Source organism: Cronobacter universalis NCTC 9529, from assembly GCF_001277175.1.
GTDB lineage: Bacteria > Pseudomonadota > Gammaproteobacteria > Enterobacterales > Enterobacteriaceae > Cronobacter > Cronobacter universalis.
On the sequence record NZ_CP012257.1, the window covers coordinates 50,123 to 73,462 of the forward strand.

A 23,340-nucleotide genomic window follows, 5' to 3' on the forward strand; every position below is an offset into this window, starting at 1 on the left:
AAAATAATGCACAGCGACGTGATACTGACACAGCCCGGCGGCTGGATTAACGGGGTTTATGTTTTCGTTTCGCTGCTGTTACTTGCAGGTTTTATCGTCATCAAAACCCGACGACCGTCGGGTCGCGCAGTCATAAAAGTGACGGCCTTTTTCTTTATTCTTGTTTGCTCACTTCTTCAGTTTTTTATTTTTCGTTATGGACTAACCGGGGTTTACGAACTGGCTGGCTATTACCCGCAAGACGCGCTCTGGGTGCGTTTAGCCGCGCTGGCGCTCTGTTGCGCTTATGCGTTCTGCCTGCCTTTACGTTATGCCCGCCAATAATATCGCTTGTTGCGTAAGATACGCGCCAACCTGAACGGAACCGATCATGTCAGAAATCAGCCGTGCCGTACTGTTCGGCAAACTGGATACGCTGTTGTTTACCTCGCTGGAAAGCGCCACCTCCTTCTGCAAGCTGCGCGGCAACCCGTATGTGGAGCTGGCGCACTGGCTGCATCAGCTGATGCAGCAGCAGGACGGGGATTTACAACATCTGATCCGCCATTTTTCACTGGATGAAGAGGCGCTGAGCCGGGATATCGTGGCGGCGCTGGATCGCCTGCCGCGCGGCGCAAGTTCCGTTTCCGATCTCTCGGAGCATATCGACAGCGCGGTGGAGCGCGCGTGGGTGTACGGCTCGCTGAAGTTCGGCGTGACGCGCATTCGCGGCGGGCATCTGCTGATCGGCATTCTGAAAACCTTTAACCTGGCGAACGTGCTGAAAGGCATCTCCAGTCAGTTCAACCGCATCAGCGCCGACCTGCTGGTCGAGCAGTTCGACGCCATCTTCGCGGGCAGCAAAGAGGCCCAGCAGGCGGTCGCCGCCGCGCCGGACGCCGCCGGTAACGCGCCGGTGCAGCAGGGCACGCTCGCGCAGTATGGCCAGGATCTCACCGCGCGCGCGCGTGAAGGCAAAATCGACCCGGTGGTCGGGCGCGATGAAGAGATCCGCCAGATGGTGGATATTCTGATGCGTCGCCGTCAGAACAACCCGCTGCTGACCGGTGAAGCGGGCGTGGGTAAAACCGCGGTCGTGGAAGGCCTGGCGCACCGTATCGCCGCGGGCGATGTCCCGGAGCCGCTGCAAAACGTGCAGCTGTGGCTGCTCGATATCGGCATGTTGCAGGCGGGCGCGGGCATGAAAGGCGAATTTGAAGCGCGTCTGCAGGGGCTTATCAATGAAGTGCAGTCCAGCGCCACGCCGATTGTGCTGTTTATCGACGAAATCCATACGCTCATCGGCGCGGGCGGCCAGCAGGGCACCGGCGACGCCGCCAACCTGCTGAAACCGGCGCTGGCGCGCGGCCAGCTGCGCACCATCGGCGCGACCACCTGGGCGGAATATAAAAAATACATCGAGAAAGACCCGGCCCTGACGCGCCGCTTCCAGACCGTGCAGGTGCATGAGCCGGACGAAGAAAAAGCCGTGCTGATGCTTCGCAGCACCGTCTCGCCGCTGGAGAAACATCACCGCGTGCTGTTGCTGGACGAAGCGGTCAGCGCGGCGGTGAAACTGTCGCACCGCTACATTCCGGCGCGCCAGCTGCCGGATAAAGCCGTCGCGCTGCTGGATACCGCCTGCGCGCGCGTCGCCGTCAGCCAGAGCGCGCCGCCGCCGCAGTTAGAAGATTGCCTGCACCGTATCGCAGCGCTGGAAGTGGAAGCGGAAATCGCCGAGCGCGAAGCGCGCGTGGCGGTGGGCGACGGCGAGCGCGTGGCGCGTCTGAACGCCGAGCGTGAAGCGCTGGAAGCCGAACGCGACGCCCTGACCGCCCGCTGGGAAGAGGAGCGCGCGCTGGTGGATGCGATTATCGCCCTGCGCGCCGAGCTGCATATGGCCGACGAAGAAGCCCAGCCTGCGCTGCGCGAGACGCTGGCGGAGCGCCAGAAGGCGCTGGCCGCCGTACAGGGCGACGCGCCGCTGCTGTTCGCCGCGGTGGACGCGAACGTCGTCGCGGCGGTGGTCTCCGACTGGACCGGCATCCCGCTGGGCCGCATGGTGAAAAACGAAATCGACGCGGTGCTGAAGCTTGCCGACACGCTGAACCAGCGCGTTATCGGCCAGCGTCACGGGCTTGAGCTTATCGCCAAACGCGTGCGCACCTCCCGCGCGCGCCTTGATGACCCGAACAAGCCGGTGGGCGTCTTTATGCTCTGCGGCCCGTCCGGCGTCGGTAAAACCGAAACCGCGCTGGCGCTCGCCGAGTCGCTGTACGGCGGCGAGCAGAACGTTATCACCATCAACATGAGCGAGTTCCAGGAAGCGCATACCGTCTCCACGCTCAAAGGCGCGCCTCCGGGCTATGTAGGCTACGGCGAAGGCGGCGTGCTGACCGAAGCGGTGCGTCGTCGTCCTTACAGCGTCGTGCTGCTCGATGAGATTGAAAAAGCGCACCCGGACGTGCATGAGATTTTCTTCCAGGTGTTCGATAAAGGCTGGATGGAAGATGGTGAAGGGCGTCATATCGATTTCCGCAACACGATTATCATCCTGACGTCCAACGTCGGCACCGATCTTATCAGCGCCATGTGCGCCGATCCGGACCTGATGCCGGAGCCGGAGGCGCTCAGTACGGCGCTGCGTCAGCCGCTTTTGCAGGTTTTTCCGCCTGCACTGCTGGGACGATTGCTGGTTGTGCCGTATTATCCGTTAAGCGACGCGATGCTGGCCGAAATTGTGAAATTGCAGCTTAAGCGGATCCAGCGTCGTCTTGAGGAAAATCACGGTATTATTTCCGAATTCGACGACAGCGTAATTACCCAGATTGTGGCGCGTTGCACCGAGGTGGAATCCGGCGGCCGTATGGTCGATGCGATCCTTACCAACACCCTGCTGCCGCAGATGAGCCAGATACTGCTCACCGCCAGCGCGCAGGACGAGAAATATCGTCGTCTGCGCGTGACGTTCGAGCAGGGTGAGTTTCAGTGTCAGTTTGCGGCGTAACGCCATCATCAAGCAGAGAGTTTTCCAAACATGACGGATTACGAAAACAACCGGACTGTACCCAACGCCCTGCCGATTGGTTACCGTTTCAATGAGTTTGAAATTAAGGAAGTGATTGGTGGTGGCGGTTTCGGCATTGTCTATCGCGCCTGGGATCATCAGCTTGAGCGTACCATTGCGATTAAAGAGTTTATGCCGTCCTCGCTGGCGGTGCGTAATGACGACATGCGCCTGGTGTTGCGCAGCGACCGCTTCAGCAAAGCGTTTACCGCGGGCCTGAACAGCTTTATTCAGGAGGCGCGTCTGCTGGCGCGCTTCAACCACCCGAACCTGCTGCATGTGCTGCGCTTCTGGGTGCAAAACGACACCGCCTACATGGGCACCGTTTTCTACAGCGGCACCACGCTGTCGCGCCTGAGCAAACAGCACCCGGAGATGATCAACGAGGCGTGGATCCGCCGCACGCTGCCGATGCTGTTCGGGGCCATCAAAACGATTCATGACGAAGGCTACCTGCACCGCGATATCTCGCTGGATAACATCCAGATCCAGGATAACGGCCTGCCGGTGCTGCTCGATTTCGGCTCCGCGCGCCGCAGTATCGGCAACGTCTCCGATGAGACGGAAACCATGCTGCGTCCGGGCTTTGCGCCGATTGAACAATACACCGACGACAACGAAAGCGAGCAGGGCCCGTGGACCGATATCTACGCGCTCGGCGCGGTGCTGCATACGCTGATTATGGGCTCGCCGCCGCCGGTGAGCGTAGTGCGCAGCATTGCCGACAGCTATCGTCCGCTCGCCGAGCTACGCCCGGAAGGCTATTCGCTGCCGCTGTTACAGGCCATCGACCGCGCGCTGGCGCTGAAAATGGAAGACCGTCCGCAGTCGATTGATGAATTCGCCGCGCTGATTGAAATGCCGGTCGCCGGGCTCGATGACGTCATGAGCGTCAAAAAGCCGGGCACCATGCTGGTGCCGGTGGAAGAAGAAGAGACAACGCCTGCCGCCGAGACCGGCTGGCGCCGCTACAAAATGCCGGGGCTGATTGCCGCGGGCGTGCTGGTGGGCCTGGTTGCCGGCGGACTGCTGTTTGGCGGCAGCGGGGATAACCCCGCCCCGGAAACCGCCAGCAACGACAGCGCGCCGCGTGAACAAGCGCCTGCGCAGCCGCCGGTGCAGAACACCACGACCGCGCCGGCGACCACGACGACGCAGGACGCCGCGCCGGCGCAAAACGCGCCGGTACAGGGCGCGCTGGTGGCGCAGATCTACGTGCGCATGGGCGAGGGCGAGCAGCTGGCGCTTAACGGCAAAACGCAGACCGTGACGCCGGCTGAGAACGGCTTCGCCTCGCTGCAATTGCCGACCGGCGATTATGAGCTGACCATCAAAGGACGCGGCCAGACCCGCAGTCAGACCATCAATGTCTCCCGTCCGGGCACCTGGCTTGTAAACCCGTAAGGATACCGGGAGGCGTTAGCGGCGGCGGATTGCCCGCCGCTACCCCACGACGCCTCCCGTCCTGTCTCCGGCTTATACCTTCATAAATGCCGGCAGGTGAATACCCGCTACAGGACAACACGTATGTACCACATCAAAATTGTCTCTATTTTCCGCGAGAACGTTCCGCCTGCGCAGTTTGAAAGGATCATGCGTCCTGACATCGCCGCGCAGTGGATAATGTCTGTGCCGGATAACACCGTGCGCTCGCTGTTTACGCGTTACGATCAGTTTCAGCCTTCGACCCGCGCGAATCCGTATCAGTCCGGGCGTGACTTACGCAAGCTGATTGCCGATGAATTCTGGCATGGCAACCTGGTGGCGATTGATGAAAGCTCGCGGCCCTGGTCGCCCACCACCGAGCTTTACTACATTAATAAGAAAGGCGAACTGGAGCCTACCCACGCGCCCCGGTCCCTGATGTTTCCGTTAGGTAGCATTATCGTTCGCTATGGCGCGATGGTGCGTGTCTATCGGACGCTTCCGCCGCCGACCGTCAGACCAACCCAGGTGGTGAAATCGAAAGCCGCAGCGGGCCCTGAGCTGGCGACGCCGGGCAAAGACATGAAGCAGACCGCCGCACAGCTCAAAGCGATGACCAAGGCGGAACGCTGGCAGGCGCGTAAAGATCTCATCAGCAAGGGCAACGCCAGTATCTACCCCGATGCGCAGATCGCCGCGAAGCGTCTTGCCGATAACAACATCGCCGTCGAAAAAGCCAAGCTTGCGGAAAACGTCTACAAGACGGTCAACCCCCTGGAAACCACACCCGGCGTGCCGGAGGGCTGGAAGGATATCAGTAATGACAGCGCGGCCCTGAATAAGCTCGGCCTGAAAAGCAATATGCTGTACGACGACCCCGCCTCGCCCAATTTTCTGGCGCGCGTCTACCAGCCTGACCAGGCCGTCTTTGGCAATGATATGAACCCGACGGTGGTCTTCAGGGGCTCAAGGGAGCCAGGGTTTGCCTCGATAGGAGATAACCTCTCTTCGCTGTGGAATAAAGGCGAGCTGGCGCCGGTTAAAAACGGGGCTGACTGGTCGAACAACTTCGCACAGGGTATGGGCCGGGATTCCGACTACTACAAAAGCGCGGTGGGTATTGGTGACAAGCTGGCGAAATCCGGACAGAACATTGATATCGCCGGTCACTCATTGGGCGGCGGCCTGGCGTCTGCTACCTCCATGGCGAGTGGCAAGCCAGCCTGGACCTTCAACGCCGCCGGTCTCAACAGCGACACCGTGGAAAAATATGGCGGCACTGTTCTGGGTAAAACGGATGATATCCAGGCCTACCGCGTTGAGGGCGAGTTGCTGACGAAAGCGCAGGAAGTGAATGTCTGGGAAGACCTTAAGTCAATGAAAGGCCTCCCTGTGCCGACGCTGCTTAAAGAAGGCGTTTCTGCGCTCAGCCCCAATGCGGCGGGGATTCCACACGATCTGCCCGGTGGCACAGGAAGCGCGCTTGATCGTCACGGCATCGGGCAGGCCATTCACTGTATTGAACAGCAAAAAGATGAGGATATCGCCATCATCGGGAGCCGCCTGTGAAGAAAATCTTTTGGGGATGCCTCGCGCTGTTTTTTATCTTCATGATTCAGGGGTGTAAAAAAGATATGGATTTAAACCCGCAGGATTACTTTAGCGGCCAGCAACTGACGCTGGCGAAGGCTATTGAAGCTGGCGATGTCAGCGAAGTGGAAAAACTTGCGCTGGAAACCGACCTGAATAAACCCGGCCAGCAGGAAATGACACTGTTGTTCTGGGCGCTCGGGAATGCCTTAAATGATAAAAAAACGCCTGACCAGTTAACGATCATTACCGTGCTGGTTAAGGCCGGGGCCGATCCGCTCCAGCCGCGTCCGCAGGGGCAAAGCAGTCCGGCTGAGTTTGTACTCAACGCCGACAGCGGCGACTGGATTAAGGCGATGCTCGACGGTGGTTTATCGCCGGACGCGAAAGATAAAACGTCCCATGAGCCGATTATTTTTGAAACCATCAAAGCCAAAAATACGGATACGCTTGAAGCGATGCTGGATGCGGGCGCGAATATCAACATCACCGATTCGCTCGGCAATACGCTGCTGATCGACGCCCTGGATTATCACGCCTACGATCATGTATTGCTGCTGCTGGAAAAAGGTGCCGATCCGGAGATTCACGGTAAGTTCGGCTGGACGATGGGCAACCAGCTTGAGCGTTTCCTGAAGCGGGCGAAAGCGGGAAGCGACGAGTATCAAAAGCTCACTGAAATAAAAGAGAAGCTCATTGAGCACGGCGGAAAATGGCCGCCCACCCCGGTTAAATAATTCCTGCACGACCTTACCCGCTGACACGCGCCTGCATAATTCCTGATTATGCAGGCGATATCATTTCTGATGCCGCGGGTTTTCTCCCTTTCTGCTTTGCCGCTACGCACGCGATCGCATAAGACATTATGGAATGAAGACTATGCTCAACCGAATCACCGTTCAGCTCCCGGTCGAGGGGCTGCTTTTCTGGAAACTCTCCGGGCGCGAGGCGCTGTCGGAGCCGTTCATGTTCACCCTGACGCTGCTCGGCACCGACGCGCGCGCCGACCGCAGCGCGCTGCTGGGCCAGCCGGTGACGGTGACCATCCCGACCCAGGCGCTGATGACGCCGCGCTACCTCAACGGCAAGGTGACCCGCGTGGCGGTGAGCGCGGTGGAGCTCTCCGGCACCCGCTACGCGGCCTATGAGCTGACAGTGGAGCCGGACCTGTGGCCGATGCAGCGCGACCGTAACCTGCGCATCTTCCAGGGGCAGACGGTGCCGCAGATAGTGAAAACCCTGCTGGGCGAGAGCCGGGTGAACATGGAAGAGCGGCTCTCGGGCAGCTACCGCGTCTGGGAGTACTGCGTGCAGTACCAGGAGAGCAGCCTCGATTTCATCAGCCGCCTGCTGGAGCTGGAGGGCATCGCCTACCACTTCCGCCACGAGCAGGACCGCCACACGCTCATCCTCACCGACGCCCCCGGCCAGTATGAGCCGTTCCCGGGCTACGAGACCATTCCCTACCATGTGACCCCTTCCGGTGGTTCAACCGACGAAGAGGGTATCAGCCAGTGGGCGCTGGAGGACAGCGTGACGCCGGGCATCTACAGCCTCGACGACTACGACTTCCGCAAGCCGAACGCCTGGCTGTTCCAGGCGCGGCAGAACCCGCTGTCGCCGCAGCCGGGGAGCATTGACGTCTACGACTGGCCGGGCCGTTTTGTGGAGCACGGCCACGGGGAGTTCTATGCCCGCATCCGCCAGGAGCGCTGGCAGGTGGAGCACCGCCAGACCCAGGGCACCGCGACGGCGCTCGGTATCGCGCCGGGTCACACCTTTGTGCTGCGCAACGCCCCGTTCTTCGGCGATAACGGCGAATACCTCACCACCGTCGCGCACTACCGCTTTGAAGAGAACCGCTACGCCAGCGGGCCGGACAGCAACACCCTGCATGAAATCCGCTTTGAGGTGATACCGGCGGACGTGCCGTACCGCCCGGCGCAGAAAACGCCGTGGCCGCGTACTTACGGCCCGCAGACGGCGAAGGTGGTCGGCCCGCAGGGCGAGAGCATCTGGACGGACAAATATGGCCGCGTGAAGGTGAAGTTCCACTGGGACCGCCTCGGCAAGGGCGACGACACCAGTTCGAGCTGGGTGCGTGTGTCGAGCGCCTGGGCAGGACAGGGTTTTGGCGGGGTGCAGATACCGCGTGTGGGCGACGAAGTGGTGGTGGACTTCATCAACGGCGACCCGGACCGCCCGCTGATAACGGGCCGCGTGTACAACGAAGCCAGCATGCCGCCGTGGGCGCTGCCTGCTGCAGCGACACAGATGGGTTTTTTAAGCCGTAGTAAAAATGGCCATAAAGATAATGCCAACGCCCTGCGCTTTGAGGATAAGGCGGGCCATGAGCAGATCTGGATCCATGCAGAAAGAAATATGGATACAGAAATTGAAAACTCTGAGACCCATCACGTTGCTGTAGATCGTAATAAAACAATAGGTAGAGATGAAAAAAATACCATTAAAAGAAATGTGACTACCAGCGTGGGTGTTGACTCAATTAATAGTATTGGTTCGAAGCATACTGTCAACGTTGGTCAGTCTGCCTGTATATTAACTATGGATAAAGACGGTAATACATCGCTGGAAGCAACATCAAGCATTAAACTCAAAGTAGGTGATAATTATTTATTAATCACGCCGACGGGTATAAATCTTACTGTGTTGCAAGGAGATTTGACTGCCGAAAGCATAAATTCGGCCTCTTTAAAAGGCGAACAATTGACTGCAATAGGTGGTGGGGTAAATGTCGATACAACAGCAAAAAATACCGTAAATATAACTGGGGTCAATCTTACTGATATCAAAGGTGCCGTAGTAAAAATAAATAGTTAACATAAGCATAAGGTGAATGTAAATGGGAAAGCCAGCCGCGAGAGCGCTAATTGATAAAGGCGCGCATTTGGGTTTAATACAGACAGGGAGTCCAAATGTAATTATTGGTGGATTTCCTGCAGCAAGAAAGACTGACGGTTTATTGTGCAAAAAACACGGCCAGGGAATAATAGTCAGTGGTTCTAGCTCGGTATTTATTAATGGGCTGCCTCTTGCTCGTCTGGGAGACAAGACCTTGTGTAACAAAACTGCGGCTCCTAAAGACAAAGCTGCGGCTCCTAAAGACAAAACTGCCCCACCAAAATATTGGGGGGCAACGTTAGCAAAAAAAGCAAGACCAGATGGGACTATACACGGTGATAACTATGATGCGCGAATTTTAGGCGCATATGCGAGTATGGAAGACAAGAACGGATCAGGAAAGCTTGATACCACATCGATCGGATTTACGTTACAAGATTTAGTATTTGGTAATATGAAAAGCACCTCGATGCTTCGTGGTGAAATAAGAACGAAATTAGCTTCGACAAGTGCTTCAGGCACGTTATATCGTGATGAAAAAGACGTTATCATTATAAATTCCAGTGCCACGGCTACTGGGGCACAATATGGTGCAACAGGTGCAATTGGACAAGAAGGTAATATATATGCAAGTATAGGCGGTGATTTTACTGTAGCTACAGCTGAAGCAAAAATGGTTACTGAAGTATATTTGGGGAACAAGGGCAGGTTTGGGTTGGTTTATGAAAGTGGAAGTGAAGCTGCTTTAGCTAAAGCAGAGGCTTTCACTAAAACTGATTTGTATGGTGTTTTTACGTCAGAGAGTAAGGTCGGAGTCCCATTCGGTGGAGTGGGTGCATCTGCTGGATTAACTGTTTTAGCTGACTCCACTGATTATTCATTGAATGTCAAAATATCAGGTGAGCTTGCATTGAAGTTAGGCTTGAGTGCAGATATTAACATGAAATTTTACGCTAAAAAATTTGCTGAGAAGTTCACTAAGTTTAATGTAGATATGATGATGTCAGCAATTGATTTTTTCAAAAATGAAGATGATAAGTTTAAAGCATCTGGAAAAAATGCAAGCGGTGATGGAGCCATAATAAGCGGGTGCACTACAGTCCTTGTCGGGGGCTAGATAATATAAATTAGAGGTCAAAATATGTCTTTTACGGCTTTTATTGTTTTTGTTATTTTAGCATTATATGTTATCTGGAGAAAGAAAACGCCTGCCCGAAAAAAACAATGGGTTTATACTATATTGAAGTTGCTTGCTGTTTATATTGTTGCAACGATTTTATCTTTATTGTTTTATAGCCTGGAGAATTATTTTTTCGTAATTCCCCAAGGGGCTGGAGATCATTATACAGGAGTGGCTCTTTTGTCATTGGCGACACTATGTGGTGTATATTTTATTAATGTGGGCCTGCCGTCTTTATTTAGTGGTATCATGAGGTTTCATAAGGCTTATAATAAAGATAACTATGACAAACTAAAAAATATTGCATTCAATACCTCTACTGCTCTTTTGCTGTCTTTACGGGTGATATTATCACTGAGTGTGGTAATTATATATTATGGGATTTGGCTAGGCTAAGCTTGAAAGGAGTTATTTTATGGATTTCGATATTGGACATAGCTTTCCAATTACGCAGGGATTTAAAAAAGAAGAAGCGCAAGAGATTTTTTGGAAGTGTCTGTATACTGGAACTACACAAGAAAATTATCACTATTGGGTTGTATTACCGAATTATGTTAAACCTGTAGAGCTTGCACCTATTGAATTTAAAGACGTAGGATTGATCAATATTGGTCGTTATATTTCTCAAGGTGACTTTCCTTATATGGAAGTATGGATTGCTTATGAAAACGCCCTTTGGGAAATGAATCCATCTGACTGGTTATATAATAAACTTTCTCTAATGGGCGAAAACATTCTCCATCAAAGAATTATCAGTCATCCATCCGGAGCTGGAAGGTTTGCAGATGTTCTTACATACAAGCGTCTTGCTTCGGGCGAGCAAGTAATCTCAAGGTTTACTGTACAAAAAGATTATAATCCTGTGAAAGGTGGCGGAAATTATTTTCTATTAAAAGTATCTTGTGCAGAAAAGGATTATGAGAAGAATGCTAATATTATGCATTTCACGGCGGTTAATTGGGATCTTTCATTCCGTAGTAATCTTATGTTGGCTGAGTTACTGACTTCCATAAGCTTAGGAGCAGATAGTGGAATTTCTTTCAAAATCCCTGACTCATGGAATTCTAAAGTAATTGCTGAAAATAGATTGGTTGTAGAGCATACCTTTAATGATATTAATCATGGTGTGATAAATTTATGCTTTTTTTCAAAGGTGGCTTACCCTTCTCCTGAACACGTTTATATGTTGACTACATCTCGTTTCAATAAACATGATAATGCAGTCGCACTCAGCGCCGATGGACCTAAAAATATCGTTAATGATATGAATGAACGTTTAGATGATGTGCTTTTTGAGTGGAATGGTGAAATCATAAGCGCCGCTGAAAATGTACGTGCGCTTTACAAGGCTTATGTCTTTGGCTGCGATGACGTATGGTGTTATGCAGAAATGGTTGGGCCTCATATGAACCACAAAGATTACTATTTTGAAGCAAACATTAGATGTCTTGAAATAATTTTGGCAACCTTTGATAAAGAACGCGGTGCTATTGAGAATTAATACTTTTTTATCTGTATATAAAATTTATCTTAAAATTATTAAACTCTATTATAACGCATAGGCTATTTTTTATATTTTGCAGTAGGCTATAGTTAAACTAAATAAACAGAATTTTCTCTTTTTGTGGTGCATTGCCGTTAAGGTTATGAAAATCAACAATAGAGAAAAGCTCAGCGTGCTTTTGGTGTCGCTTCCGGCACTGTCATAAGACCACTGCGTCAACTAATCACCACTTTGATGCTCAAACTTAAGATCCTCGGATCCGGCTTTCCTTCCTTTCAGCATTGACTGTTCGTGAATATAGAGATTGAAGTTATGCTCAACCGAATCACCGTTCAGCTCCCGGTCGAGGGGCTGCTTTTCTGGAAACTCTCCGGGCGCGAGGCGCTGTCGGAGCCGTTTATGTTCACCCTGACGCTGCTCGGCACCGATGCACGCGCCGACCGCAGCGCGCTGCTGGGCCAGCCGGTGACGGTGACCATCCCGACCCAGGCGCTGATGACGCCGCGCTACCTCAACGGCAAGGTGACCCGCGTGGCGGTGAGCGCGGTGGAGCTCTCCGGCACCCGCTACGCGGCCTATGAGCTGACGGTGGAGCCGGACCTGTGGCCGATGCAGCGCGACCGTAACCTGCGTATCTTCCAGGGGCAGACGGTGCCGCAGATAGTGAAAACCCTGCTCGGCGAGAGCCGGGTGAACATGGAAGAGCGTCTTTCCGGCAGCTACCGCGTCTGGGAATACTGCGTGCAGTACCAGGAGAGCAGCCTCGATTTCATCAGCCGCCTGCTGGAGCTGGAGGGCATCGCCTACCACTTCCGCCACGAGCAGGACCGCCACACGCTGGTGCTCACCGATGCCCCCGGCCAGTACGAGCCGTTCCCGGGCTACGAGACCATTCCGTACCATGTGACCCCGTCCGGCGGTTCAACCGACGAAGAGGGTATCAGCCAGTGGGCGCTGGAGGACAGCGTGACGCCGGGCATCTACAGCCTCGACGACTACGACTTCCGCAAGCCGAACGCCTGGCTGTTCCAGGCGCGGCAGAACCCGCTGTCGCCGCAGCCGGGGAGCATTGACGTCTACGACTGGCCGGGCCGTTTTGTGGAGCACGGCCACGGGGAGTTCTATGCCCGCATCCGCCAGGAGCGCTGGCAGGTGGAGCACCGCCAGACCCAGGGCACCGCGACGGCGCTCGGTATCGCGCCGGGTCACACCTTTGTGCTGTGCAACGCCCCGTTCTTCGGCGATAACGGCGAATACCTCACCACCGTGGCGCATTACCGCTTTGAAGAGAACCGCTACGCCAGCGGGCCGGACAGCAACACCCTGCATGAAATCCGCTTTGAGGTGATACCGGCGGATGTGCCGTACCGCCCGGCGCAGAAGACGCCGTGGCCGCGCACCTACGGCCCGCAGACGGCGAAGGTGGTCGGCCCGCAGGGCGAGAGCATCTGGACCGACAAATATGGCCGCGTGAAGGTGAAGTTCCACTGGGACCGTCTGGGCAAGGGCGACGACACCAGTTCCAGCTGGGTGCGCGTCTCCAGCGCCTGGGCGGGCCAGGGCTTCGGTGGCGTGCAGATACCGCGCGTGGGCGACGAGGTGGTGGTGGACTTCATCAACGGCGACCCGGACCGCCCGCTGATAACGGGCCGCGTGTACAACGAGGCCAGCATGCCGCCGTGGGCGCTGCCGGCGGCCGCGACGCAGATGGGTTTTTTAAGCCGCTCGAAGGACGGCTCGCCGGACAACGCCAACGCCCTGCGCTTTGAGGACAAGGCGGGCGAGGAGCAGGTGTGGCTGCATGCTGAAAAGAACATGGATACCGAAATCGAGAACGATGAAACGCATTCGGTAGGCAGCAACCGCACCAAAACCATTGGCGCGAACGAAACCACGACGGTGAAGAAAAACCGCACGGAAACGGTCGTGGAAAATGAAACGATCACGGTGCACCAGAACCGCACAGAGACGGTGGATGGCAATGAAACCATCACGATTCATTCCAACCGTACCGAGACGGTCGATCAGAACGAAGACGTGCGTATCGGGCAAAACCAGAGCGTGACCGTCAACGGCGCCCAGACGCTGCGCGTCGATAAGACCAAAACCGAAACCATCGCGCTCGCCTCCATGCTGAACGTTGGCCTCGCGCAAAACACCAATATTGGCGCAGCGTATGTGCTGAACGTCGGCGCAGGCTGGATGACCAACGTCGGCGCGATGCAGATGCATAACGTGGCGCTCAAATACTCGGTGAACTCCGGCAAAGATCTCAGCCTGTCTGCGGGCACTACAGCAGATTTCAGCGCGGAAGACAAAATCACGCTGGTCTGCGGGGAGTCGATGATTGTGCTGGAACAGAACGGCACCATTACGCTCAGCGCCAACAAAATCAAGATGGTCGGCGAGAAGGTCATCGACATCGACGGTACGGAAATCAATATCAACTGATATGGAAAACTTCTCTAATCTCAGCGCCTTTCCGGCCATGCTGTTTGATTCGTTCGACCAGAACGATCACGGCTTCAGCACCGTTGTCGCAAGAGTCAGTTACGATCTTGATATCGCCACGGGCGCGCTGACGCTGTGCGACGATCAGGGCGAACTTGTTGAACAGGATCTCCATTACGGCGAGCCGGGCTACAGCAGCGTCCGGTTTGAAAGCGATCTGGCGCCCTATAAACCCTGGATGGATGTCGTCATTAACGCCAGCGCCTGGGCGCCGCAGGATAAACCCGCGCGCAGCTTTACGGTGGGCGCGCAGATTGGCGACACGACCCGCCTGTTACGCATTCACGGGCCGCGCGAGTGGTGGAACGTGATGGCAGGCTGGCGGCTGACCGATCCTGAACCCCTTCAGACGCTGGAGCTGCGCTACGAATATGCGGCGGGCGGGATGTATACGTTGCCGGACGATCAGGTGGTCGCAGCCCAGGAAAACACGGTCGGGATGGGCTGGTACCCGCGCGAGGTCAGAAAGCATCTGAAAAAAGACAGGCTGCCCGCCCCGCAGATTGAGTGGGTCACCCAGCCGGTGAAGAAGATTGACGACGCGGGCCTGGCCGCCGGGTTTGGATTCTATGGCCGCGGCTGGAAGGGGCGCATTGAGCACGCCGGTACCTATGACGAAAACTGGAAGCAGAACCGCCACCCTTTTTTGCCGAAGGACTTTCGCTTTGACTACTGGTGCGGCGCGCACCCGCTGTTGCAGTTCCCGCTGCCCGCGCCCTTAAGCGCGATACCGGTAACGCTGAAATATCTCATCTCTGCGCGTGAAAAAGCCGATCAGGAGATTCGCTTTCAGGTGCCGGTGGAAAGCCTGTTTGTTTTTATCATGACGCAGAAAGGGGCCGGGGTCGCGCAGGATATGACGCTCGATACGCTAGTGGTGGACGTGCCCGCGCGTAAAGTGCATTGCAGCTATCGTACGGTAATCTCCGAGCTGATGGAGCCGGTGATGACCGAGCTGCGCTTTGTCGCGCGTGAAGAACGTCACGCGCAGGTCGCACGCGCGCGGCAACTGCTGGGCGATCGCGAGTCGGCAGACTTTTTGCCGCTGCCCCCGTCGCTGTTAAACCTGAAGGAAAAAAGAAGCGCGCATGGCTGAGAACTTTGCCGCCCGTAAAAACGGGAAATATAAGCTGGTCTGCCTGGCCCCCGATATGTGCTTTACTCCGGGCATCCAGCCGCCGGTGCCTTACCCGGTGACCGCCACGCTGGAACCCTCAAAAAGCACCGTTGATTCGGTGAATTTTGGCCGTAACCCCGCTTTTGTTTATAACCAGAGCTTTGTGCCAACCACCATTGGCGATGCGGCGGGACGCAATAAAGGCGTGGTCAGCGGTACGGTGGAGGGCGACTGCTGGTCGCTCGAACACAGCCCGGATACCAACGTCGGCGGGCGTCCACTTAACCGCGTACAGGATACGTTCGCCATGAACGGCAAAGCCAACGGCGGTCGTGGCGGAAACTTCACTAAGAAAGAGACCTGGGAGCGGCGTAAGGCGCTTATCGCGAAAGGTAAACAGAGCAGTGACCCAAAAGCGCAGGCGGCGGCTCAGCGGCTTGAGCAGAATAACGTGGCGGTGGAGAAGGCGCGTCTGGCGGATTACGTGTATGAGCCCCGCGATCCGTCGAAACCGACTCCTGAGATCCCGGCAGGGTGGAAAGATATCTCTAACGACCCGCAGGCGCTCGCGAAATATAACCTTTCGCCGAACGACTTACGTGCCAATGGCGCGCCGCAGTTTCGTGCGCGGATGTATGAGCCAGACGAAGCGGTGTTTGGCAAGGATATGAAACCTTCGGTGGTCTTTCGCGGCACGCAGTCGGGGCCGGACTGGGGCGTCAATGCCAAACAGGCGTTTGGTGTCAGCAACCCGTATTATAAAAAAGCAGTTGAAATTGGAGCTTCTCTGAAAAGATCTCCCGCGCCCGTTGACTGTGTCGGCCATTCCCTGGGCGGCGGGCTCGCCTCCGCCTGTTCGCGCGCCAGCAATAAGCCGGGCTGGACGTTCAACGCGGCGGGCCTTAACAGCGGAACGGTCGAGAAATACGGCGGCAAAGTGCTTGAGAAGAGCGTCACGTCAGAGAACATCAACGCTTACCGCGTTAAAGGCGAAGTGTTAACCGGCCTGCAGGAGCCAGGCGTGCTGGGCACGATAGGTGTGGTCGGGGCGCTGGGCGCACTGGGCGCAAAACTCGGCGGAGTGTTTGGCGGGATTATTGGCGCGGGCGTAGGGTTAGTTATTGCCGCGCTACCCGCAGCAGTGGGCATCAAACACGATATGTCGGGCGGCCAGGGCAACCCAATTAACCGCCATTTTATGAGCCAGGTCATTCCCTGTATCGAAGCAGAAAAAGCAGAGGATGAGGCTATACTGATGGCTTTATAAGGAGAGCAGAATGAAGACGTTCCGAAGGCTAATTTGCAGTCTCCTCGCAGGACTGGCACTCTTTTCTGTCGTAATACCTGGTCATGGAAGTACAAATATGAAACAAGCAGCGCCGGAAGTTTATTTTAGCGGTACGCAATTACAGCTTGCTCAGGCCATTGCCGAGCATAATCTTTCCGAAGTAAAAGCATTAGCCAAAAGCACAAGCTTAAATAAACCTGGCAGTCAGGAAATGACATTGCTGATGTATGCGCTCTTAGAGGCGACCAATGGCGATGCGACATCGCTGGAGATTGTGACGGCGCTTGTGAAAGCGGGCGCGGATCCGCTTCAGGAGATCCCGGATTTCGGCAGCCCGGCCGCCGTGATGGCAAGCTCCAACAACCCGGCCTATATCAAAGCGCTGATTGAAGGCGGCCTCAGCCCGAACGCCATGACCAACTACCAGCCTTTAATTTTTAATTCGGCTTCAGATAACTCATTTTCCGTCATGAAATATCTACTATCGGCAGGGGCTGATGTTAATAAAACCGACAGTGCCGGGAAAACGGTATTAATGGTGGCATTAGCGGGCATGGAGCTGGATCAGGTTGAATATTTACTCAATTATGGTGCCAATCCAAATATTGAAAACCAGAACGGCCTGAATTTTGGAAAGCTACTGGCTGACGCCATCGAGCGTGAAAAAGACAGTAATAAAAGAACGACGGATAAGCTAGAAGAGGTGCGTCAACTCGCTATTCGCAAGGGGTTACACTGGCCACCCGCTGCTGATTAATTTATTTTCTTACTCTATCGCTCCTGTCCGGGGGCGATATTTACTTTTGAGATGCGTCCGGTTCTGATAGGTATTTAATGCTAAATACCACCGTTTACTATTATGCAAGGTAACGTTATTACCGGCACATTTTAAAAAGATATTATTGCGTTTATTGCGTTTATTGCGTAACGCAATAAACCTGAACGCTTTTATTAAGAACACGCAATCCATCGCAGGGAATTTACATGGCGACAGGAAATACTATCGGTAAATTACAATATGCGCCAGCACCGAAAGGCAAGGTCGCGGCTGGCAGCGCTAACCCGCCTAAAAAGAAAAGCTGGTGGGGCGACTGGGGCGATATTGTCCATACCGGGCTGGATGTCTTAGGGGCGGTGCCGGTACTGGGCGTGGTGGCGGATGGCGCTAACGCGGCGATTTATGCCGCCGAAGGCGACTACGGCAACGCGGCGCTATCCGCGGCCTCCGCGGCGGCGAACTTCGTACCGGGCGGCGGCGCGGCGTTTAAAGCCGGTAAAATGGCGGTGAAAGCCGGTAAAGCGATAGAAGCGGCCAGCGCGACGAAAGGGCTGGTAAAAGAAACCGCGAAACTCGCCGAAAAATCCGCGTTTAAAGCGGAGAAAGCGGCAGCCAAAGCCGAAGGCAAAGCCGCCAAAGAAGGCGCGGAAGACGCGGTCAAAGCCAAAAAAGCGGGCAGCGAGAAGGGCGGCAGCGATAAAGGCAAGGCGAAAAAAGAGACCGAGCCGTGCAAAATCCCGAATACCGCCGCGGTCGAGCCGCTGGTCGGCAGCCCGGTCAACGCTATTCTGGGCATCAAAGTCCTGTTCGGTAATGAAGATAACGACTTTTCCTTCCCGGCATCCGTGCCGCTTAACTGGCAGCGGTATTACTTTTCCGATGAAATCGGCAACGGCTGGCTCGGGCAGGGGTGGTTTTTACCGCTGTCGCTGGAGGTTCGCGCGCAGGATGACATCCTGCTGTTTATCGATGAACAGGGGCGCGAAATCGAGTTCCCGTGGCCAGAGCCGGGCCACCCGCCGAGGCTGCACCGCTATGAACAGCTTTCGCTTTCGCAGCCACTGCCGGGCGAGTTCCGTATTTTTACCGCCGATGAAGCGCGCTGCTGGCATTTTACGCACCAGGCGCAGCCGGGCCGCTGGCTGCTCACGGCGATAAGCGACCGGCATGACAACCGCCTGACGCTGCACTACAACGCTCATCATCAGCCTGAACAGATAACCGACAGCGCCGGACGGCGTTTTATCGTTCATTTTGGCAGGCTCACGCTTGCGGATAACGACACGGTTGAACGTATTGTCGGCGTCAGCGTCTGTCACCCCTCCGACCCGCTCAGCGCCGAAAGCCTGTGCCGCTATGACTATTCGCCGCAGGGCGATCTCATCGCCGTCAGGAATGGCCTGGGCGAGGTGCTGCGCGAATTCCGTTACCGCAACCACATCATGGTGGCGCACCGCCGCGCTGGCGAAATGGAGTGTTTCTATCACTACGATAAACACGAGCCCTCCGGGAAAGTGCTGGCGCATCGCGACAGTCTCGGCGGCGAATGGCGGTTTGAATATGGCGCCGCCAGCACCACGGTGACTGATGCATTAGGGCGCGTGACGCGGTACGAGTATGACGACAACCATGAGCTGCTGGCCTATCAGGACGCCGCTGGCGGCTATACCCGGTTCCGTCGCAACGTTCGCGGGCAAATGACGCAACTGACCGACCCGGCGGGCCGCGTCACGCGCTACCGTTACGATGAGCGCGGCAACTGTACCGCCGTGACCGAGCCGGACGGGCAGATGACGCGCATCGACTACCACGAGCGCTGGAACCTGCCGGTGCGCGTCACCGATATGCAGGGCGGCACGCGCGAATACGCCTATGACGTCGCCGGTAACCTGATTCGTTTCATGGATGAGCTGGGTCGTATCACGGAATATAACCACGACGATCGCGGCAACCTGGTGCGCATTCGCGATGCGGCGTCGGGTATTCAGCGTCTCTCCTGGAACAGCGCCAACTTTCTTATCAGCCACACGGATTGTTCGGGGCGTACCACCACCTTCGGCTATGACAAATATGGCTGGCTCAAAGAGCAGATCGACGCGGCGGGCAACCGCACGCTGATAAACAACCGGCAGGATGGCCTGCCGCTGAGCATTGTTCACCCGGATGGCGCCACGGAGACCTTTGAGTTTGACCGCTGGCAGCGCCTTACCGCCTGGCGCGACGCGCAGGGGCAGCTTACGCAATGGAAACTGGCGCCGGATGGCCTGCCGCTGGCGCGTATTGATGCGCTCGGGCATCAGGTGAAATATGAATATGATCTGGCGCGCCGTCTGACCACGCTGATCAATGAAAACGGCGCGCGTTATGAGATGGAATATGACCTGCGCGACTCGCTCATCCGCGAGACCGGGTTTGACGGCTGCACCACCCGTTACCGCTATGACGCGGGCGGCTTCCCGACGGTGCGCGAGGAAGAAGGCAACGGAGACGGCACCGTCATCCGCACGCATTACCAGCGTGACGAGGCCGGGAGGCTGCTGGAAAAACTGGTCGCGCGCAGCGGCGAGGATCAGTGGCAGCGCACGCGTTACCGGTATGATTCCGTTGGGCGGCTGATTGCGGGCATCAACCACGGCGGCCGCGTGGAGCTGGAGTGGGACGCCGCCGGGCAACTGACGCTCGAACGTAACCTTATTCGCGGCGTCAGCCACGAATTACGTCATCAGTATGACGAGCTCGGCAACCGCACCGTCACCACCCTGCCGGATGGCCGCGAGCTGAAAAACTTCTACTACGGCAGCGGCCACCGTATTCAGGTGAACCTCGGCAGCCGGGTTATCAGCGAAAGCGAGCGCGATGTGCTGCACCGGGAAGTTCGCCGCACGCAGGGCACCATCAGCAGCGAGTATGTCCATGATGAAATGGGGCGGCTGGTCAGCCAGCGCGCGGGGCGTAACGGGAAAATCGCGGTCGCGCGCGATTACGCCTGGCGGCGCGACGGCCAGCTGTTGCAGATGGTGGATAAATACACGGGCGAGCATCGCTACGACTACGATGCGCTGGGCCGCCTGACCCGCGCCCGCGAAGAGCATTTCGCTTTTGACCCGGCCCATAACCTCCTGAGCGACACCGGCGCGGCGCCGCTACACGACAACCGCCTGCGCGTGTATGAGGACAAACGCTGGGATTACGATAATTTCGGCAACGTCATCACGAAGCTGACGGCGCGGCACACGCAGCAGCAGTTCCGCTGGAATGCGGAGCATCAGCTGGCGGAATCCGTCACGGTGCGTAACGGCGCCGAGCAGCGCACCACTTACGGTTATGACGCTTTCGGCAGACGCAGCTGGAAGCAGGACGCGTTTGGCGTGACGACGTTTGTGTGGGACGGCAACCGCCTGCTGAGTGAATCACGCGGCGGGCGCAGCCACCTGTGGATTTACGAAGACGACAGCTTCGCGCCGCTGGCGCAAATCAGTCTGGGCAAGGGCGACACCGAACACGACGCAGAGGTGTACTGGTATCACAACGATGTGTCGGGGATGCCGCGCGAGCTGACGGGCGCGGGCGGCGAAATCGCCTGGCGGGCCGAATACCGCGCCTGGGGCAACACGCTTCGCGTGGAACACATCGTGACACGCGCCGGCGAGCCGGTGTATCAGCCGCTACGCTACCAGGGGCAGTATTTTGATGCCGAGACGGGTTTGCACTATAACCGCTTCCGCTACTATGATCCTGACGCGGGGCGCTTTATCAGTCAGGACCCGATAGGGCTCGCGGGCGGGATAAACCTTTACCAGTATGCGCCGAACCCGCTGGTGTGGGTGGATCCGCTGGGGTTAAAGTGTTGGTCTTCAGCCAGAAAAGAATTTTGGAAAAAAGAAGCTCAAATAAACTCTCATAAATATTCACCTAAAAATATTGCGAGAATGAAAGAAGGCTTGGCACCTAAAATGCGAGTTGAAGTAATTAATCGTAAAACGGGCATGGCTGAAATCAGAGATGTATCTTTGGAAATACATCATAGAAGTTTGCCACAAAGACTTAAAACTTCAAAGGTGAATGAGCCTTGGAACTTGGAAAAAGCGGCTCCATGGGCACACGAAGCTATGGATCCTTATCGGCATACAGGTTATGACTTGGTCAGAATTATAAAAGGAACTAATTCATGGTAAATACGGCTGAGATTAAAGATTTTATAAAATCTGATAATTACACTTACTTGTTAAATAGTATTGTTTTGGAGCTCAATGTTGAAATAAATAAAAGTGATCCACCGAGCCAAGTTATTAATTTGGATGCTAATCGTATAAAAAACGCCGATGTATCTCTTAAAGAACTTGAGGAAGTAATTGTAGACGATTGTGTTAATATTATAAAGTATGTAAGAATTAAGATGTTTGGTCTTGATGAAGAAGATATTGATGATTACAACGAAGAACAAGACAAAGATGTTATAATTGAAAAGCTTCCTTTTTATAAAAGCTTTCTAATAACTTATATGATTGAGTACTATCTATTAAAAAACAATCAAGTTAAGCTTGAGGATTATTTAAAGAAATCGAAGATACCCAAGCATAAGCAGTATGCTGAAGAATTGAAATCCTTCTATAATAAAATATGAATGTATGAGCCCAAAGATTTTATATAATCCTTGGGCTTTTTTACGTTCTGGATTTTTTTGGAAGTTAATTATTGAAAAAAGCAGTACTTTTTCCAAATCTATAAAAAGGAAAACTATATTTCAATATATGCCGGTGAGCCGGTGTATCAGCCGTTACGCTACCAGGGGCAGTACTTTGATGCCGAGACGGGTTTGCACTATAACCGTTTCCGCTACTATGATCCTGACGCGGGGCGCTTTATCAGCCAGGACCCGATTGGGCTCGCGGGCGGGATAAACCTTTACCAGTATGCGCCGAACCCGCTGGTGTGGGTGGATCCGCTGGGGTTGACTAATCTCAATACTAATACAGCCACAGGGAACTTTGGTGTTTATGAAATTAGGATTGATGGAGAGTTATATAAATACGGTAAAGCTGACATGAATAGAATAACCATTAGTTCAGGGCTTCCAACACGTTTACACCAACAGGTGCGGAAACTTCGTGACTTATATCCTGATAAGCAAGTAGCGGGTACTGTTTTAGAAGATGGATACGAGTCAACATCTAAAGCTAAAGCCGCCGAAACAGCAAAGCTAGATGCCCACTATGAAAGTACTGGTGAAATACCTGAAGGTAATAAAAAAAGTTATAAACCAAAAGGAAAGTGTGATCTATGAGAATTAAGTTTAACCAAATATATGCGGAAGTTGGGGTTAATTATAATATAACAAATGCCGTGCTAAACCCTCTTGAAGAAATGTTGAATTCACTTAATAAAAAAATCCAGCATTATGAAAAGCTCTTTTCAGGAAGTGACTACACTGTCGTTTTTATAATATCCGCAACGGCAAAAAATGAAGAATTAGTTGTTAAAGGACCTACTACTTTATCAAAAAAGAAGAAAGTGGAGTTTGTCATTTTTTTGCCGTATAAAAAAATAGAATCTTTCATTGATGAAATCACCTATATTCTTGGCCATGTTTGTAATGGCATATGCGAAGTGCTGGCAAAATATAAAACAGATACGGAAGAGGTGAAAGAGATTTTTGAAGAAATGAAAGCTTTAATATTAAGAGACCCTGAAAGATATAAGGTTTGGATTAAGTAATTTTTAAGTTGGGGGGGATCTCCCAACTCGTTTTAAATTGCCATATTGATTTTTTCAGTGTAATGATTTCTTTTCATTAACATATATATAATTATAAATGAAAACAGAAACAGCATAAGTTCTTGCGTTTCTCTCATTGATGTTTAATAAATCAAATAATTCTTTCCTTAAAACTATTTACCGCCGTTTTCACCCTATAAAGCTCTTCCGTAACTCTTGCACTTCGTCGTTGTCATCAATACCCTACCGAGTTCCTAACTATAATACCGTACCTGGTCTCCCTTTATCATCATTACGATAAGCTCGGCAACCGCACCGTCATCA

16 protein-coding genes and 1 pseudogene are annotated in these 23,340 nt (G+C 54.3%); all 17 read left to right on the forward strand.

What is annotated here, in order from left to right:
- Nucleotides 1-6 precede the first annotated feature (6 nt).
- The 17 genes and pseudogenes from AFK65_RS00245 (at nucleotide 7) to AFK65_RS00320 (ending at nucleotide 23,016) form a co-directional block, all read left to right on the forward strand.
- The gene (locus AFK65_RS00245) at nucleotides 7-324 is read left to right on the forward strand and encodes a hypothetical protein (protein ID WP_007703900.1); all 318 of its coding nucleotides are present in this window, start codon (nucleotides 7-9) and stop codon (nucleotides 322-324) included.
- Nucleotides 325-370: 46 nt separating this feature from the next.
- Nucleotides 371-2,986 carry a type VI secretion system ATPase TssH gene (tssH, locus tag AFK65_RS00250; protein WP_038858480.1) on the forward strand — a complete coding sequence of 872 codons (2,616 nt, stop codon included), beginning with the start codon at nucleotides 371-373 and terminating at the stop codon, nucleotides 2,984-2,986.
- Between the two features lie 30 nt (nucleotides 2,987-3,016).
- On the forward strand, nucleotides 3,017-4,450 hold the full coding sequence (locus AFK65_RS00255; protein WP_007797886.1) for a serine/threonine protein kinase: 1,434 nt from the start codon (nucleotides 3,017-3,019) through the stop codon (nucleotides 4,448-4,450).
- Between the two features lie 123 nt (nucleotides 4,451-4,573).
- Complete coding sequence (locus AFK65_RS00260) at nucleotides 4,574-6,040, forward strand: hypothetical protein (RefSeq protein WP_007703909.1); 1,467 nt, start codon at nucleotides 4,574-4,576, stop codon at nucleotides 6,038-6,040.
- Nucleotides 6,037-6,798 carry an ankyrin repeat domain-containing protein gene (locus AFK65_RS00265; RefSeq protein ID WP_007703913.1) on the forward strand — a complete coding sequence of 254 codons (762 nt, stop codon included), beginning with the start codon at nucleotides 6,037-6,039 and terminating at the stop codon, nucleotides 6,796-6,798. Before AFK65_RS00260 ends, AFK65_RS00265 begins: the two co-directional genes overlap by 4 nt.
- Nucleotides 6,799-6,940: 142 nt before the next feature.
- Entirely contained in the window at nucleotides 6,941-8,902 is a 1,962-nt protein-coding gene (locus tag AFK65_RS00270) for a type VI secretion system Vgr family protein (RefSeq protein WP_053531604.1), read from the forward strand.
- A gap of 22 nt (nucleotides 8,903-8,924) precedes the next feature.
- Nucleotides 8,925-10,040, forward strand: coding sequence for a PAAR domain-containing protein (locus AFK65_RS00275; RefSeq protein ID WP_007703918.1), 1,116 nt, complete (start codon nucleotides 8,925-8,927; stop codon nucleotides 10,038-10,040).
- 24 nt (nucleotides 10,041-10,064) lie between these two features.
- The gene (locus tag AFK65_RS21655) at nucleotides 10,065-10,499 is read left to right on the forward strand and encodes a hypothetical protein (protein ID WP_123949119.1); all 435 of its coding nucleotides are present in this window, start codon (nucleotides 10,065-10,067) and stop codon (nucleotides 10,497-10,499) included.
- A gap of 19 nt (nucleotides 10,500-10,518) precedes the next feature.
- Nucleotides 10,519-11,604 carry a hypothetical protein gene (locus tag AFK65_RS00280; RefSeq protein ID WP_038858469.1) on the forward strand — a complete coding sequence of 362 codons (1,086 nt, stop codon included), beginning with the start codon at nucleotides 10,519-10,521 and terminating at the stop codon, nucleotides 11,602-11,604.
- A gap of 315 nt (nucleotides 11,605-11,919) precedes the next feature.
- Nucleotides 11,920-14,058, forward strand: coding sequence for a type VI secretion system Vgr family protein (locus AFK65_RS00285; RefSeq protein ID WP_053531605.1), 2,139 nt, complete (start codon nucleotides 11,920-11,922; stop codon nucleotides 14,056-14,058).
- Between the two features lies 1 nt (nucleotide 14,059).
- Complete coding sequence (locus AFK65_RS00290) at nucleotides 14,060-15,214, forward strand: DUF2169 family type VI secretion system accessory protein (protein ID WP_007703924.1); 1,155 nt, start codon at nucleotides 14,060-14,062, stop codon at nucleotides 15,212-15,214.
- Complete coding sequence (locus tag AFK65_RS00295) at nucleotides 15,207-16,502, forward strand: DUF4150 domain-containing protein (RefSeq protein WP_007703926.1); 1,296 nt, start codon at nucleotides 15,207-15,209, stop codon at nucleotides 16,500-16,502. Before AFK65_RS00290 ends, AFK65_RS00295 begins: the two co-directional genes overlap by 8 nt.
- Nucleotides 16,503-16,599: 97 nt before the next feature.
- Nucleotides 16,600-17,280, forward strand: coding sequence for an ankyrin repeat domain-containing protein (locus AFK65_RS00300; RefSeq protein ID WP_007703928.1), 681 nt, complete (start codon nucleotides 16,600-16,602; stop codon nucleotides 17,278-17,280).
- 227 nt (nucleotides 17,281-17,507) lie between these two features.
- Nucleotides 17,508-21,476: an RHS repeat-associated core domain-containing protein gene (locus AFK65_RS00305; protein WP_236612744.1), complete on the forward strand. Its 3,969-nt coding sequence runs from the start codon at nucleotides 17,508-17,510 to the stop codon at nucleotides 21,474-21,476.
- A complete protein-coding gene (locus AFK65_RS22165; protein WP_226993476.1) occupies nucleotides 21,470-21,925 on the forward strand; it encodes a hypothetical protein in 456 nt (151 codons plus the stop codon). Before AFK65_RS00305 ends, AFK65_RS22165 begins: the two co-directional genes overlap by 7 nt.
- 135 nt (nucleotides 21,926-22,060) lie before the next feature.
- Nucleotides 22,061-22,258 (forward strand): annotated as a pseudogene (locus AFK65_RS22390) (RHS repeat-associated core domain-containing protein); the annotation flags it as partial.
- Nucleotides 22,259-22,581: 323 nt separating this feature from the next.
- Nucleotides 22,582-23,016, forward strand: a complete 435-nt coding sequence (locus tag AFK65_RS00320; RefSeq protein WP_032805083.1) for a hypothetical protein — start codon at nucleotides 22,582-22,584, stop codon at nucleotides 23,014-23,016.
- Nucleotides 23,017-23,340: the final 324 nt, after the last annotated feature.